Here is a 14559-nt window from a genome sequence, read left to right on the forward strand (position 1 = left end):
GAAAGAAACTTTCAAGTCCATTTTACTCCGCTGAGGGCGCAGTGTAGCCCTTTGCCCGTGCGCTATCAGAAATGCCGGAAGTAGTCGGGTCATTCAGAGCACTCCAGATATTGCTTGCCACCAGGAACAGGCAGTACGGATTGCTGAACGCGCCGGTAATAACGCTCCACAGTCCCGCCCATGTGGTCATGCTCTCGGCCGTCAGCCCGCTGTACGCCAGAACGGTCGCCAGCGCGCCGGTAAGTACCTGCACCCAGAATACCGGGTTCTTCAGTCGAATTTTCCAGTTCATATAAGTACCTCTCTTTCTCAGTTCAGGCCAAGCTGCTGCGCGATATAGCCGATGAAAATACCGACGAGCGCCGTCGCGCCGTAGGCCACGATCTTGCGCCACATCGCGCCGTCGCGGTCCTCGAGCGTTTCCAGCCGCTTGCCCTGCTTTTCCTGCTCCTTGACCATGCTCTCAATGCTGGTGGCCAGCTTGCCGACCGAGGCGGTCAGCTGATTAAGCTCCCGAATATTATCCTCCAGCAGTTCGATGCGCTTGTCCTGCCGACGATTTTCTTCTTCGAGCCGTCGGCGAAACTCTTCGTGCTCTGCGCGGGAAATGGAACCGTCCATTTACATTCCTCCTTTTTTAAGGCGGAGGGACGGCTCCCCGTCCCCCACTATCATTACAGTTACAGCAGACCCAGCAGCTCATTGTACTCTGCCTCGGTCAACTTGCCCGCCGCGAAAAAGATGTCCAGCTTGTCCTCCAAGCCGTCCGTCTGGCCGCGCTCGATCATGCGCTTCAAGGTGCGATACAGCATAATTTTTCACCTCCTCTCATTCGTTCAGACCCAGTTCAAGCAGGGTCAATCTATATTCGTGATCTACGATCATAGCATTTGTGTCGTCCTCTGCGGTTGGCTCAGGCTTAGGCAGCGCCGCCTTATCCGCCTCGATTTCCTCAGGGGTTCGCGCTACAACCTTTTCGGCTACGAGTTTGTAGCGCGGAACCGCGCCGTCATAGAGCGGCTTATCGAGATAATGGCTCTGCGCGAGCGAAAATTTATCTCCAAAGCCTTCATCAATTTTTACCCAACCGGCGAGGTCTGCCGGAAGGGAATATTCTCCCTCTAACCGCAGCACACGACCGGTCTCGTCCGTCTGGACGTAAACACGGGATTTTGGGGTTTGCATAGTGTCACCTCCTTACAGATCAGCGGAGAATAGTAGATTGTTGTTTATATCTATCCACATAAAGCATGGAGATTTAGGCGTCGCGCTTCCTGTAATTTTCATGCGGATACCCACAGACCCGTTGCCAACGTTCAAGAGGGAAACATTATTGACAGTTACGCCTTCGCCGTAACTCGTGTCAACGTGTAGTATTCCGTTTACCATGCAGACGGGAGTAGCTCTCAGCGAAACTGGAGTGGGAACAACGATTATTGCTTCGGTTCCATCTACGGAGATGTATCCTGACCCAGCACAGACATAGTTAGTTGTACCTCGCGTAGAAAATAAGTACCTCTGACACCTCCTCAACTGCTCCCCGAAATCAGGGATTTCGTTAAGAACCCAAACGCCGTTTTCCTTGTGCGCAAGGGTCTGCGTGGAGCCGAGTTCGAGTTTGGCGGCGATAATGGTAGCGGAGTTATCTACTGAACCAGCAAAACCGAAATAGACTTTATTTGATGTGGCGGTCGAAAACGTAACGCTGAGAATACCGCTTGCATCTTTGCTTTCTGTTTGGGCAATGTCGCCATCCGTTCGATTTCCGGCAATCAAGCGTAGCGGATCAGAACCCGTTCTATCTTTGTAAAGTAGAGACAGCGTATATGTCGCATTCGGTAAAGTGTTTTCGAAGTATTGCTGCACATCCCATTTGCCGCCAATTTTTATACCACCATCAACAACGCTAAGCGTCGTGTCGTATTGCAACCACCATCGGTCAATCGTGTATGTAGTGTCCTCCGTATACTCCGTCTGCCCCCTCTGGTTCACCGGGTTGCCGAAGTACCAGTTATCGAGCAGGTTCGGGTTTGTACGGTATTTTACCGCGCCAGAAATCGGAGTAGAGTCGGCGATCGAGACCGCAATGTCATCGCCCGTCAGCGTCACATCTTCCGCCAGCGTCTTCCCGTTCACCGTCCGCGTCAGCGGTACGAACAGCTTGCCGAGCGCCGTCTTAACGCTCGACCACAGCAGCCGCTTTGCCTTGCCGCCGTCCGCGCTGTCCGCGATCATCACGCCGTCTGCGTCGGCCGGTTCGGCCTTGGTGGTGACCTTGGTCGGGTCGGTTGCGGCAAGGACTTTGTCGATCTTCTCAAAGTTTTCGTTCAGCGTGTCAACGTCGCCGAAATCCTCGTAGCCAGGCTTGTTCAGATTATAGTTAGGTGTTTTCTGCGCCATCTGGCAAAACCTCCTCCTTAATTTCTCGCCAGGTGAGCTTTTTCAGCTCACCCCACGTCAGTCGCTTGATCTGCTCCCATGTGTTGTAGAGCAACGATGTTGTGCAGACCATATTCGCAGGCACAATGTCCGCGAGCAGTTCTTCAACCGCCTGCTGATTGCGTTTCGCGGTCAACGCAACTTTGACGGTCAGAGTGTAGACCGCGCCGTTCACCTCGAGCTTATAGCCGTCCGCGCCGCAGAGTGTCGCGAGCTGCTGTCTGAGCCGCCGCACGGAAAACGGCAGCTGTGTGTTGATTCTGGTCAGCACCTTAAACCGGCGCTCGTCGAGCGTGTCGGTGTCCTGCGGCACAACGCCGAAGATCTTCTCGTAGCGCGAAATTGCGTACTCCCCTGCCGTGCTTAGAAACTGCGCGTCAAGTACCGCATCAGCGGCATCACGCAGGCGGTCAATCTCCGGCTGCTCAGTGTCGCACAAAAGCGGAAACTCGTAGGTTTTCAGCAGGATCGGCGGCAGGTAGTCTTGCAGCTTCTTTCTCACGGTGCACCGCCAATCGTTTTCAGCCGCGGAATCTCGTCCGCAGCCAGTTCAATGTTCTTGGTATCGCCATTGACGGTCGTGCCGTCCACGTCGACCACACAATCCGCGGTCAGCAGGTGTGTTTCGATCTGTGAGATACGAACCACCGTTGTTTCGCTGTCTGCCCAGGCTTTGCACAGCTCATCGAGATACGCATTGGCGGCGCTGACAAGCTGCGACTTGCCGTTCTCCCAGTTCCAGCCTGCGGCAAAGGTGATGTTCGCCGCAACGGTGAGGTCGGCGTACTTCGCGCCGGTGACGGTCACGGTATGCCCGATCGGCGCGAGCCCCAGACCCTCGCCGTGATTCTGCTCGGGGTCGATGGCGGTCTGCACCTTAGAAATCAGTTCGCTGCTCGGCGCGGTGAAGTCGGACGCGATAATAGTCAGCTTTACCGTACCGCCGCCGTTCCATACCGGATAGACCTTGACACCGCCCACGCCGGTAATCGCGTTGACCTTCTCGCGGTAGTCGGCCACGTTGCCGCCGAACGCTTCACCGTCAATGCTGGCGTAATACTTCTCACGCAGGGTGTCGGTCGTGTCGCCGTCCTCGGCCGGAATGAGCACCGCCGCAATCTGGGCGGTTTCCAATCCGTTGACCGTCTGGATCGGTAACAGCAGACCGGTGTACTTGTTGCCGACCGTGCCGAGCGTTTCGGCCTCGAGCTTGTAGTGACCCGCCGATATCTTTTCTGTGATGGTGTAGTTCACCTCGTCGCAGTTGAACCGCAAGCCCGCGGTCAGCTCCACACTGGACGGCGTGAACACGCCCTCGATAACAGCAGCCGTTTCGCCCTGAATGGCTACGCCGCGCTCTTTGCAGCGCAGCATAAGGTACTGGAGCGACGCTGTATCAACAAAGGTTTCGTCCATCACGACGTCCAGTTCCATGTAGCATTTGACCAGTTCTGCGGCCGCCGGCGCAAGCGCATCGTAGATAATGCTGCCCTCGCGCTTGTCCACGGTGTCCGGCACGGATTCCAGCATACGGTTCATAATGTAGTCAAACGTCATTTCGTCCGAGTATCGTCCGATCATGCCGCTTCACCTCCAAACTCAAATTCGCTTTCGACGTCGCCCTCGGTCGTGGTTACGATAAACTTTACAAGCAGATTGCGCTTGCCCTTGGTAAACGAGAACTGTTCAACCGAGAGCACACGATCGTCTGCCATGAGCGCATCTTCAATCGCCTTGGCGACCTTGGCCTGCAGATACGGCGTCATGGTCTGACCGAGCAGGGCGTTCAGCTCGATACCGTAATTCCAGCTGTAAATCGCGTACTGAAACCGTTCGGTCTGGAGAATCAGGAAGATCGCCTGCTTCATGGCTTCCAGTCCGTCCAGTTTGCCGCCGGAACACGGGTAGCCGTCAAACCGCAGCGCATAGGTGCGCGTAGGCTGTGTTTCAATCTCGAAATCCTGCACGAGATCGTCATTATACTCTGTCGGCAGCATTACAGCGCCCCTTTCTTGTCTAAAATGAGATATTCCTGACCGCCCTGTTTCCTTAGCAGAATGAGCTTGTCCCCTACCTTAAACGAGGACGCGCTCATGCCAGTACGGACGGCCAGAAACTCTTTTTTGAGCGGCAGTTTCTGGTCAATCTGCACCTGAAACGGGTCAAGCGAGATGACCTTTCCGTAACACCAGTCAGCAGGCCGCCTTGCTTCAAAGACGTTTTCTGCGATCTGTTTCATAGCGTTAAACATATTAGGCACTAAACTCACCTCGGATTCCGCTCAAATACAGGTCCATCGTGTAAAGACCGTTGCTGAACGTGTGCTTTGCTTTCTCAATACACATATAGTTCTTGATATTGATATCACCAAGGCCCATGCCGACGCAGACCGAAGTACCGGCACGCGCCCGAACATCACCGAAAACCTTCTGCATGGTCAACTCGCGGTGAATAACGTTGTAGTATTTCATCAGCGCCTTTGCCTTGGTCTGCAAATCGGCGGTGTTAAGGGCGTTATCCAGCTTTTCGTAATACTGGAGCGTGCCCCATTTGCTCTGGCTTGCCGTGTTGTTCATCACATGAACCTCTCTGACGCCGGTTTCATCATTGTCCCACGCCAGCTTGATGCGGTTGTACACGTCGCTGTCGATGGACGAGGTGTAGCTGTAACCCTGGGCCGTGTCCTCGTCGATGTAGAGCGGCAGGAGCAGGCTCTCGTAGGGTTTGAGGCACAACTTGCCGAAATCGTCGTAGAGCACATACACCTTGCCGGTATTGATGATTGTGAGGTCGGACGCATTGCCGAGCATATCGAAAAGCGTTCCTTCCTCAATCCTCTGCGGAATCTTGTACTTGGTGTCGGTCACGGTACCGACCTTGAGGCCGTAGTCCGCAGCCAGCATTTTCAGCACATCGGCATAGGTCTTGTTCGTATAGCTGATGGTGTCCTTGTTTTTGAAGTAGCGCAGCTGGTCATAGGCCGTAACCTTAATCAGCCGATTGTCTGAGCGCGACTTCTTGAACACATACCCATAGAACACGTTCGCACCATTGAATCGGAACGACACCGGATTGCCCTCGTGAAAATTGAGGGTATCATCCTTGACCACCGTAAACGTCAGCGAGGATGCCGCGCCGCTGCGGGTGGTTTCCCACACGATGTCGCCCTCGATCATCGGCTGCTGAAGCTGACCGTTCCTGTTCTGGATGATCAGCTCGGCGCCCGGCATCTGGCAGGACGGCACATCCCGCAGGATCTCCTTGCGCGTGCCCGCCGCGCCGGTGACAGACTTAACAACAACGGTCGTGATGTCCTTCTTCTTCTCTTTCTCGGTGCTCGTGCCCGAAGAGGTCGAGCCGGACGAGCCGCCGATGATGGCTTTGCCGTACTTCTTGCCCCAGCGGTTGCACTCAGCGTTCGAGGACATCAAGAGGTCGAAGTGGTACACGCCGTTTTCGATTTGAATCATGCCGCCGCGGTCATTGACGGTGTAGGTCACGCCGTCAAGCGCTGTACCTGTACCCTGCACGGTGATTTTCGTCCCAAAAGGTACGCTTGGCGGTGCAGCACAGGTGTGCTTGCTCGGGTCAAGTTTGTTTCCCAGTGCGTCAAGAAACCCGCCCTCCATGGCATTATTCGCAGGATAATAGGCGGTAAAGAGCGCCTTAACCGTATTTGTTGCCGTACCACCCGACTTCGCGCCGGAATACTTGGCGAGCGTATCGCCGGAAGAAACGTAGTTCAGCGGATTGACGGACGAGCCGTTCTTGTGCATACCGAAATGCAGGTGACAGCCAGTCGAGCTGCCAGTTGTACCAACGGCCGCGATTTTCTGACCGGCGGTGACTTTTGCGCCCTGCCTGACGTAGAGCGCCGAAGCGTGCCCGTAAAAGCTCATCAGACCGCCGCCGTGGTCGATGCTGATGTAGTTGCCGTAACCGCCGTACCAGCCGGACTTCGTGACCGTACCGGGACCAAATGCAAGGATTGGTACGCCGCTTGCCGCAGCGAGGTCTACACCGTCGTGGAACTCCTTGCCGTGGAACGGGCAGGTGCGGTTGCCGTAGCCGCTCGAAATGCGCGAGTAGGATGGACACGGCCAAACATATTTACCCATGCTATCCCCTCCTTAACCCGGCAGCTTGAGCACGGTTCCGGGATAAATCCACCAACCGTTACTGCTGCTCGACCTACCGTATTTCTTCGCTGCGGCTTCGATGACCGTCTTGTTCAGGCTGTAAATGCTCGTCCACTTAGTCCCGTTTCCCAACTGTACACGGGCAATATCCCACAGGGTATCACCCTGCTTGACGGTGTACGTCTTGTTCTTAGGTGCAGTCGTGGTGTCGCGCTTTTGTGTGACGGTCGCTTTTTTCGTGCCGGAACTGCTGCTCTCGCTCTTCTTGAACTCGATAGACTTGGTATGGTACGGCGCGTATTGCAGCAATTCAATCTTTGCCATCACGTCAACGCCGTAGCTTCCGGCATCCTCAGCAAGCTCATAGCTTTCGAGCGAAACCGTCATTGGCTGTGCGCTCATCAGCTGTTCGCCGCTGTCGTCTATGCGGATAACCGAGAACTCAAACGGCTTGCGGGCGGTCTTGAGCGATTCCAACTTGCTCATGTAATACTGCGCCGGCTGATACCCGTTCGGATACCAGGCAAACGGGTATTCCCTGTTCGGCAGCAGCGCCGAAAAGCTGATTTTCGACAGCCCCGGCGCTTTCAGGACGTTCACCTGACCCTCGTTGATGAGGTTGATGGTCTTGTTCTGATTGCTGATCTTGATGGTCAGCGCACTCGGCGTGACCGGAAGGCGCACACCAGCCATATAAAATTCATACATCAGATGTGCACTCCTTCCGCACTGGTGACAAGCGCCTCGGTGACCTTGGCTTCCAGCAGATTGACTACGCCGTCCAGATCCATCTCGTTCGAGATGTTGTTGTGGTTGACCATTTCCACCTTGATCTCGGCGGTGGTGTACTTGTTGATGACCTGCCGCTCCGCAATATCGCGCAGCAGCTTGATGTCGTCCGAGGATACGCTCACATCGTCCGCAATCTGGGCGGTGTTGTCCGCGATGTTGGACAGCAAACCCGTTGCCGGATCGTCCGGCAGGTCAAGACCCAGCTTTTCAGAGATGCTGTTCTGGAGGTTTGCGCCCCAGTTGTAACCGTTGGCGTAAGCCGTCGAATACTCGATCTTCTCCTTGTGCTTAACGTACTCCGTCCACCCGGACTGATCCTTGATCTTCTGGATTCTGTCGGTGTAGCTGTCGTAGAACGCGTCCAGGCCGCTGGTGATGTTGATCTTCACACCCGGAATAAGGTTGATGAGCTTCTCAATCGTCCTCACCATACCGCGGATGACGCCGACAACATACTGGCTGAGCTGCAAAAACAAAATCTCGATCGATGCAATCGGGTGCTGGAACACGTTGCCGAGGAAGTTGATAAGGTCGGCAATGACGTTGTAGACCGGCAGATAGAACATATTGTAGACGAACGCACCTGCCATCGCGAACAGGCCGCAGATCACGCCGACGGCGCTCGTCGTTTCGTTCTTTGCCCGGTTCGTGTAGTTGATGTACGCGGCGATCACGCCGATCAGAATGATGATCGAGCCGATAATCAGCACGATCGGGTTGAGCGACATCACCGCATTGAGCATCTTCTGCGCGGCGGTCAGCGCCTTCGTAGCCGCAGCACAGATCTTCGTCCAGTTGGCGGCCACCGCAAACAGCGCAAAGGCTGCCGCAGCCGCAAGCACCAGCGGGCCGATGACCTCAATATTGTTCGCCACCCAGTTGATGGCTTCGAGCAGCGGCTGCAAGGCCATGATCGCCATGTTGCTGGCTTGCGTCCAGACGTCCGACCAGGTGAGCGGAATCTCGCTGAACTTCCGGTTGGTTTCCTCCGCCGAGGACAGCAGCGCGGACTTGACAACGCTTGCTGTCAGCTCGCCCTCCTGCGCCATGCTGCGGATCTCACCGACCGACACGCCGAGGTAATCCGCAATCGACTGAATGATGGTCGGTGCCTGCTCGAATACCGAGTTCAGCTCCTCACCGCGCAGCACGCCGGAGCCCATGGCCTGCGTGATCTGGAGCATGGCGGCGGCCTGTCCCTCTGCCGAGGTGCCGGCGATCTTGAACTGCTTGTTCAGCTGCTCGACAAATGCGATCGTTTCCTGATTGCTGCTGAATGCGTCACCGGCAAGCAGACCCATCTTCGCGACCGCATCCGCCGTAGCGTTGTACGCGCCGCGCGAACGCATAGCCGACTGATAGATCAGCTCCTGCAGGTCGGCGGTGCTTTGCAGACCGTCGTTCATCAGGTTCAGACGCGCCGTAGTCTGCGTCATTTCGTCCGACATACGCACGATACCGCTCACCAGCTTGGAGCCGAGGAACGCGGTGCCCAGCTTTTTAAGTGAGGCCGTCAGGTTTTCTGCCGGCGGCTGTGCCGAGGTCATGCTGCTCCGCAGCTCCTCGACTTCGCTCACGGTTCGGGTGAGTTCTTCGCGCACACCCACCAATTCGCTGTTAAATTGTGCGTACAGACCGGTCGGCGCCGCCTGTTCGGTCAGGCTCTGCATCCGCTCAAACCGGTCGTTGACCGTACTCAGACTGGACGAAATACGGCTGAGCACATTACTCATGCCGTCGCGCAGCTGGACGGTATTTGACAGTGCCATAGAACTCACCTCCCTCGTTTTGCTTTATCCAGAGCCGCCTTTTCGTCCTCGTTGTGCACGACACAAGACGCCCAGATAAATGCCCGTTCTTCCTTTGGCAGACTTAAATATTCGGACGGTAGGATATGGAGCTTTTGCAGGCAATAATGCGCTGCATACGCTTCATAATCATCAGAACCCTCACCGCCCCGAATCAGTTTTTTGCCTGTTCCACCAGATCGAGCTTGTCACCGAAGCCGCAGATATCGAACAGCTTTTCCGTATAGTTCGTATACTCACCCGGCGTCAGCATGGCCGAGATCAGCTCCTCGGCGCACTTTACGCCGTAGCTGTCCTGCAATTCTGCATCGTTGAGGTTCGGATAAACCGTGCAGGCGGCTGCCAGCTTGGCAAGGTACAGCACGTTGTCGAATTCCTGACGGAAGCTGCCGCGCTTGCCCGGCACCTGTACGCGGTACTGGCAGTCGCGGCGCAGTGTTTCGTCCTCGCGCGAGGAAATGCAGCGCACCTCCCACTCGAGCGGCTTGCCGTCCTCATCGGTGAAGCGGTCGGACACGACCAGCCTTACGTTTTCAACCTGTTTGGCGTTCTGCGCCAGAAATGCGGTAAGATTACCCATTGTGCAAATTCCTCCTTATTCCATACCGGACAGCGTGTTAAATTCCTCCGGCATATCCCAGTTATCAAACGTGCCGGAAAGCTCCTCATCGAGCAGGGTATCGCCCGCGTCGAACTTCGCCAGAATCGAGCTGTCGATCAGGCAGCCGGTGTGCGTGATGGTCTGACGGCCGGCAGACGAGGACGGGTCCTCGTTGGACACCTGAATCTCAAACGGCGTCATCCTGCCGGTCTTGCAGTAGGTCAGGAACCAGCGGCGGAACACGCTCTGGTTGAAGTGCGCCGTGCCCTTCCACGAACCGGACCAGCCGGTTGGCTTCTTACCGATGCCGGTACGGCCGAGGATTTTCACGTCCTGCGAATTGACCTTCGCGGACGACTCAAAGCTGTACAGCTGCATCATATTGTAGCGGTTGCCGTCAATGGTGACGTAGCACTCGGCCATCGAACCGGATACCGCATCATTTGCTTCCATAACAGGAGCGTTCAGCATGACTTTTCCCTCCTTTATTCAACGATTACTTTCATGTAAAGCTGTTCCATCGCGGAAACCGGCTGTACATGGTCCTCGACCGCAACGGACTTCTTCATGTCGCCCTGCGACACGGTGACGCTGCTGCTGTCAAAGTTCTCAATGGCGCGGATGGTCTGGAGCTGGGTGTGGTGCGCTACAATGTCGCTCCACAGGCTCACGCGGCCGCTTGCGTCGTTCTGCACCTTGCCGAGGTACTTCGAGTTGAACAGGCTTGCAATGTCATTCGCAATCTGGTCGAGCACGCGCATGACCTGATTGGACGAGAAATCCGCGCTCTTTTCGTCCGTGACGGACACAAAGGTGTTGATGTCGGTCAGCACGCGCGTCTGGTCACCGACACGGTGGAATGTGAACTCACCCGCCTTGATCGCCTTTTCAAGCTGGGTCTGCGTGTAGTTCGTGTCGATGTCGTACTCGCCGGTGTAGGTCGAGTTGGTCAGCGAACGGTTGACCGCGCACGCGGATTCCGCGCCGGTCGTCCAGTAGACAGCCGAGGTATCATCAGATGCACCGACCAGACCGTTCTTGACGGAAATCACGCCCTCATAGTCCGCCGCCGGGTAGCCATGCAGCACGCACTGGAACTTCACGCCCTGCTCATCACGCAGGCGGCGCGTCCAGTTGGCGAACAGACCCTTGACCGTGCTGTTCTTCGTGTCGCAGCCGACCGCGTTGAAGCTGTACGGCTCGATCTTGTCGAGGAACGTCTGGTAAGCTGCATCCTGCACCGCGCCGGTCGTGCCGCCGGTGAGTAGCAGGCCTGCGTTCTCGGTCAGCGCCTCGCTGCCCTTCCAGTGCAGATAGTCGTTGTCGGAAAGGTCGGAAACCGCCTTAACTGCCTTCTGCGTGTCCACAAGGGTCGTGCCGATATAGGTCGAAACGTCGTAGACCTCGTTCGTCGATACCGTGAAGCCCTCGTTCTGCTGAATCACGATCTTCAGTTCGTTGCCGATCTTGCCCGGATACTTCGCCTCTGCGTACTTGCAAGCTGCCTTTGCACCGCCGCTGTTCAGACGGAACAAGTGCAGCGTCTTGGCATTTGCGAAGATCTCGCGCAGCGGACGCAGCTCGTCCGCCGTGTAGGCGTAGCCGGTCAGCGCAAGTGAGCCCTTCTGGAACTCGCTGTTCTCGATGGTCACGACCTCGTTCTCCGGTCCCCAGTCGAGGGACAGCGGGAAAGCCGCCGTGCCGCGGTCGCCCAGGGTCGCAGACGCGCGAGCCGCCGACACAAAGTTGATGTACGCACCGGGCAGAACCTTGTTCTGTACGGTATACATACCGCCGCCTAAAGCCATTTAATTCACCTTGCCTTTCATAAAGTTATCAATGAGCGCGTCCACCTCGGAAAAGGTGTAGCGCTGATCCTTGTCGAGCAGCACACCCAGCAGGTCGCGCCGCTCGCGGTATCTGTCGAAGGTCAGGAGCTGTGCGCCGGTAAACGCCGGTGCTCCTGCCTCGTTTTTGCGTTTAACTGCCATTTTCGTTCTCCGTTCCTACGGTGGTCTGCAAATTCTCCATCGGAATATCTTCTGGGATTTCCCGGACAAACTGCCGGTAGTCCGCGAAGAAGTGCAGCACCTCGTCTGTAATTTCCCACGAGAGATTCGAGCCGCGCAGGCTCTCCGTGCGCCGCAGCAGCAGCGTGAGTGTCTGTGCAATCTCCCGGCACTGCTCCTGCGGACGGCCGTCCGACGGGAAGAACCGCACGTCCATGTGCTGCACGATCTCATGCAGACCGGACGGGTACGGCGTGACGTCCGCACGAAGCTGCCGAATGGAGAAGCACGGCGCAGAGAAGCCCTGCTCGATACACTCGGTATAGATGTCGTACTGCTCCGATGGATAGACCGTGCGCAGCTTATCGACGATTTCCTGTGTGGTGTTTATCATTTGCCCTCCATCATGCGGCTGAGAAATTCCTCGCTTTTGGTCTTGATAAAGTCCGGCGCGGCTTTCTGAAGGTCGAACAGGCTGTCACGCAGCATATGCTTGCCCTCGACAAAGCCGTTCACAAGGCGCTTGCCGATGGCCGGAACGTACCGTCCGACCTCCTGCCGGTGGCCGTTCTCGACGTATGGTGCATACTCGATATTGTTATAAATATCCGCGTGGTACACCTTGCCGCTGCGCTTCGCCTTGGTGATGAACCAGTTGCGCCGCAGATGACCGCGGTCAACTGGTGTCAGCTCCTTGACGTCGGTCAGCAGTCCGTTCATCATCTCATCGAGCAGGCCGGTGTAGAAAGCGTCCATCTCCGGTTCACTGGCGGCGGCCTTAATGCGTTCGTTTAAGTCGCGCAGCTCGTGAAAATCACAGCTTCCCCAGCTTGCCATTATGCTCGCTCCTCTCGGACGGCAGAAAGCTGCTGATGGGTCGGATAGACCGCGCTTTCGCCGCTGTATTTCAGCCGATAGGTCGCGCCGTACTGCTGAACCGCAATGCGGCAGCCTGCCGGAATCGTCAGCTCCGGCGCACAGTAAATCGTCGCCTGATAGCTGATCTGACCGCTGTTCGCGTCCGTTTTGCTGTCCGGTGTGCCCGAAAACGACAGCGCACACGGAATATTCTCGTGCAGCACCGCATCCGGTGTAACAACGGTTTCGCCATTCACGGTTTGCTTGCTTGTGCCGGTGACGGTCATCACGCCGTCATAGGTCTGCTCCAGCAGCGCCCGTTCCAGCTCCGGATTGCCGAGCATGCTACCACCTCATCTTTCGATAGGCGTTCAGCTGCGCCTTGTAGTCGGTGAGGAAGTCACCCGAGCTTGCCAGCGCCGCCAGCTGTTCCGCTGCGGTTGCAAAGGAAAAGGACGTATCCCCTCTGGACACGCCCTTTGCGGCAGGCTGCATATTCTCGTTCTGGAGCTGAACGCTGTTTACCAGGCCGCGCACCATAAGCGCTGCGGTGTTCGTCAGGCCGTCCGGCGCCTCGGTCAGATTGCAGTAGTTACAGATCTGCTCGAGCACCAGATCGCAGGCGAACTCAAGCGTTTCCTGCGGCAGGTTCGGCAGCAGACTTTGCGCCCGCAGCATCAGCGTTTCCCTTGTCATTTCTGCGCTTCCCCCTCGGTTTGTCCTCGGTCGGCTCGATTTCCTCCTCGGCGGTCACGGTTTCCACGGTAAAGCCCGCACGGCCAGAGAACCAGCTTGCAAGCCACTCGTTATCCGTCTGCGCCTCACCACTGACGAACTGCACGCCGCCGATCTTGCGGTCATACTCCTCGTTCGGTGCCTTAATCTTGTACATGGCAATTCCCTCACTTTACCTTGAAGTTACGCAGCACGCCGGCAGCGCGAGACTTCTTGAGCACGGTAGCGGCTACCATTTCCACGTCACCGGCCTTGACTGCACCTGCGGTGGAGAAATCAGGCAGCGTGGTCGAAATCACCTTGCCGCCCATCGGAGAGACCGCGTGGAAGCCGTCCAGACCCAGACGGACTGCGTACAGGTCGGTAAGACCGGTAACCGTGGTCTTGGACGAGGACGCGCCGTATTCACGCGACGTAATCGGCACGACCGGCTTTTCCTTCTTCTCGGCGGTGTCGTAGTAATACTGCATATCCATGAACGGAATGCCGTTGTAGCCTGCAATCTGGCGGCCGAAAGCGTCCTCGGCGTGGGTCAGATAACCGGCACGGCGGGCGCAGGAACGGATCTTGGTCAGCAGCGCCGCGTTGCCGATGAGCATAGTCGGCACGCCGTCCAGCTCGGAGAGGAACTCGTCAAGCATATCGAGCACGGTCTTGTAGTTGGTGTCGATCGCCGCCGAGGTGGACAGGTCGATAGCCTTGGATGCGTCGGCGTTGAGCTCGGTGGAAGTGCCGACAAGCAGCGTGTCCAGACCGTCAAAGCCCTTGGTGCCCTTGTCGCCGTTGATGGCGGTGTAGTGGAACAGGTTGGTGGTCGCCTTGATGTGCTCCTCCAGCTGGAACTGCACCTCGTTGATCTGACCGTTCGCGGTGTTAGCGAGAACACGGTCGATCTTGAACGTACCGCCGAAAATCTTGAGGTCAACCGACTTGGTTTCGCGGTCGGCAACGGTCTCGGTGTAGTCGGCGTTGATGTCGCGGAAGTCCGCGCCTGCCGGGGTCTTGAGCTGGGTGTAGCCATAGGTCAGGGTCGAGCCGCCCGTGCCGGGGGAAACCGAGTTGTCAAACGTCAGTGCGTTCAGCAGCATGGAGCCGCGGCGGAACTGGTCGATAACCTGCTGGTCCACATGGTTTGCCATGCCGACCTTTGCCTGTGCGAGAGTGATAGGCATTTTTCA

The 14559-nt window shown here is 56.7% G+C and carries 22 protein-coding genes; all 22 read right to left on the reverse strand.

Features of this window, described 5'->3' with window-relative positions:
* Positions 1–22 precede the first annotated feature (22 nt).
* On the reverse strand, positions 23–292 hold the full coding sequence (locus tag PGS25_RS00485; protein WP_270417306.1) for a phage holin: 270 nt from the start codon (positions 290–292) through the stop codon (positions 23–25).
* A gap of 17 nt (positions 293–309) precedes the next feature.
* A complete protein-coding gene (locus PGS25_RS00490; protein WP_270417307.1) occupies positions 310–621 on the reverse strand; it encodes a hypothetical protein in 312 nt (103 codons plus the stop codon).
* 59 nt (positions 622–680) lie between these two features.
* Positions 681–812 (reverse strand): hypothetical protein, encoded by a 132-nt coding sequence (locus tag PGS25_RS00495; RefSeq protein WP_270417309.1) that lies wholly within the window; start codon positions 810–812, stop codon positions 681–683.
* Between the two features lie 16 nt (positions 813–828).
* On the reverse strand, positions 829–1185 hold the full coding sequence (locus PGS25_RS00500; protein ID WP_270417311.1) for a hypothetical protein: 357 nt from the start codon (positions 1183–1185) through the stop codon (positions 829–831).
* Positions 1186–1197: 12 nt separating this feature from the next.
* Entirely contained in the window at positions 1198–2400 is a 1203-nt protein-coding gene (locus PGS25_RS00505) for a hypothetical protein (protein ID WP_270417312.1), read from the reverse strand.
* On the reverse strand, positions 2381–2941 hold the full coding sequence (locus PGS25_RS00510) for a putative phage tail protein (protein WP_270417313.1): 561 nt from the start codon (positions 2939–2941) through the stop codon (positions 2381–2383). Before PGS25_RS00510 ends, PGS25_RS00505 begins: the two co-directional genes overlap by 20 nt.
* Entirely contained in the window at positions 2938–4020 is a 1083-nt protein-coding gene (locus PGS25_RS00515; protein WP_270417314.1) for a baseplate J/gp47 family protein, read from the reverse strand. Before PGS25_RS00515 ends, PGS25_RS00510 begins: the two co-directional genes overlap by 4 nt.
* Positions 4017–4436, reverse strand: coding sequence for a DUF2634 domain-containing protein (locus PGS25_RS00520; protein ID WP_270417315.1), 420 nt, complete (start codon positions 4434–4436; stop codon positions 4017–4019). The genes PGS25_RS00515 and PGS25_RS00520 overlap by 4 nt, the downstream gene beginning before the upstream one ends.
* The gene (locus PGS25_RS00525; protein ID WP_270417316.1) at positions 4436–4678 is read right to left on the reverse strand and encodes a DUF2577 domain-containing protein; all 243 of its coding nucleotides are present in this window, start codon (positions 4676–4678) and stop codon (positions 4436–4438) included. The genes PGS25_RS00520 and PGS25_RS00525 overlap by 1 nt, the downstream gene beginning before the upstream one ends.
* A gap of 13 nt (positions 4679–4691) precedes the next feature.
* Positions 4692–6557 carry an XkdQ/YqbQ family protein gene (locus tag PGS25_RS00530; RefSeq protein WP_270417317.1) on the reverse strand — a complete coding sequence of 622 codons (1866 nt, stop codon included), beginning with the start codon at positions 6555–6557 and terminating at the stop codon, positions 4692–4694.
* A gap of 12 nt (positions 6558–6569) precedes the next feature.
* Positions 6570–7286, reverse strand: coding sequence for a LysM peptidoglycan-binding domain-containing protein (locus PGS25_RS00535; RefSeq protein WP_270417318.1), 717 nt, complete (start codon positions 7284–7286; stop codon positions 6570–6572).
* The gene (locus tag PGS25_RS00540) at positions 7286–9139 is read right to left on the reverse strand and encodes a tape measure protein (protein ID WP_270417319.1); all 1854 of its coding nucleotides are present in this window, start codon (positions 9137–9139) and stop codon (positions 7286–7288) included. The genes PGS25_RS00535 and PGS25_RS00540 overlap by 1 nt, the downstream gene beginning before the upstream one ends.
* 193 nt (positions 9140–9332) lie before the next feature.
* Entirely contained in the window at positions 9333–9758 is a 426-nt protein-coding gene (locus PGS25_RS00545) for a phage tail assembly chaperone (RefSeq protein WP_118729288.1), read from the reverse strand.
* Between the two features lie 15 nt (positions 9759–9773).
* Positions 9774–10250 carry a phage tail tube protein gene (locus PGS25_RS00550; RefSeq protein WP_270417320.1) on the reverse strand — a complete coding sequence of 159 codons (477 nt, stop codon included), beginning with the start codon at positions 10248–10250 and terminating at the stop codon, positions 9774–9776.
* 14 nt (positions 10251–10264) lie between these two features.
* Complete coding sequence (locus PGS25_RS00555; protein ID WP_270417321.1) at positions 10265–11587, reverse strand: phage tail sheath family protein; 1323 nt, start codon at positions 11585–11587, stop codon at positions 10265–10267.
* Positions 11588–11770, reverse strand: coding sequence for a hypothetical protein (locus PGS25_RS00560; protein WP_118647978.1), 183 nt, complete (start codon positions 11768–11770; stop codon positions 11588–11590).
* A complete protein-coding gene (locus tag PGS25_RS00565) occupies positions 11760–12182 on the reverse strand; it encodes a phage tail terminator family protein (protein ID WP_270417322.1) in 423 nt (140 codons plus the stop codon). Before PGS25_RS00565 ends, PGS25_RS00560 begins: the two co-directional genes overlap by 11 nt.
* On the reverse strand, positions 12179–12625 hold the full coding sequence (locus tag PGS25_RS00570) for an HK97 gp10 family phage protein (RefSeq protein WP_270417324.1): 447 nt from the start codon (positions 12623–12625) through the stop codon (positions 12179–12181). Before PGS25_RS00570 ends, PGS25_RS00565 begins: the two co-directional genes overlap by 4 nt.
* Positions 12625–12990, reverse strand: coding sequence for a hypothetical protein (locus tag PGS25_RS00575; RefSeq protein ID WP_270417326.1), 366 nt, complete (start codon positions 12988–12990; stop codon positions 12625–12627). Before PGS25_RS00575 ends, PGS25_RS00570 begins: the two co-directional genes overlap by 1 nt.
* Position 12991: 1 nt before the next feature.
* Positions 12992–13342, reverse strand: a complete 351-nt coding sequence (locus tag PGS25_RS00580; protein WP_227600528.1) for a hypothetical protein — start codon at positions 13340–13342, stop codon at positions 12992–12994.
* Entirely contained in the window at positions 13275–13538 is a 264-nt protein-coding gene (locus PGS25_RS00585) for a hypothetical protein (RefSeq protein WP_270417327.1), read from the reverse strand. Before PGS25_RS00585 ends, PGS25_RS00580 begins: the two co-directional genes overlap by 68 nt.
* 10 nt (positions 13539–13548) lie before the next feature.
* Positions 13549–14553, reverse strand: coding sequence for a major capsid protein (locus PGS25_RS00590; RefSeq protein ID WP_270417328.1), 1005 nt, complete (start codon positions 14551–14553; stop codon positions 13549–13551).
* Positions 14554–14559 lie beyond the last annotated feature (6 nt).

Origin of the sequence: Butyricicoccus sp. AM78-15b2TA (assembly GCF_027665985.1) — a bacterium.
GTDB lineage: Bacteria > Bacillota > Clostridia > Oscillospirales > Butyricicoccaceae > Agathobaculum > Agathobaculum butyriciproducens.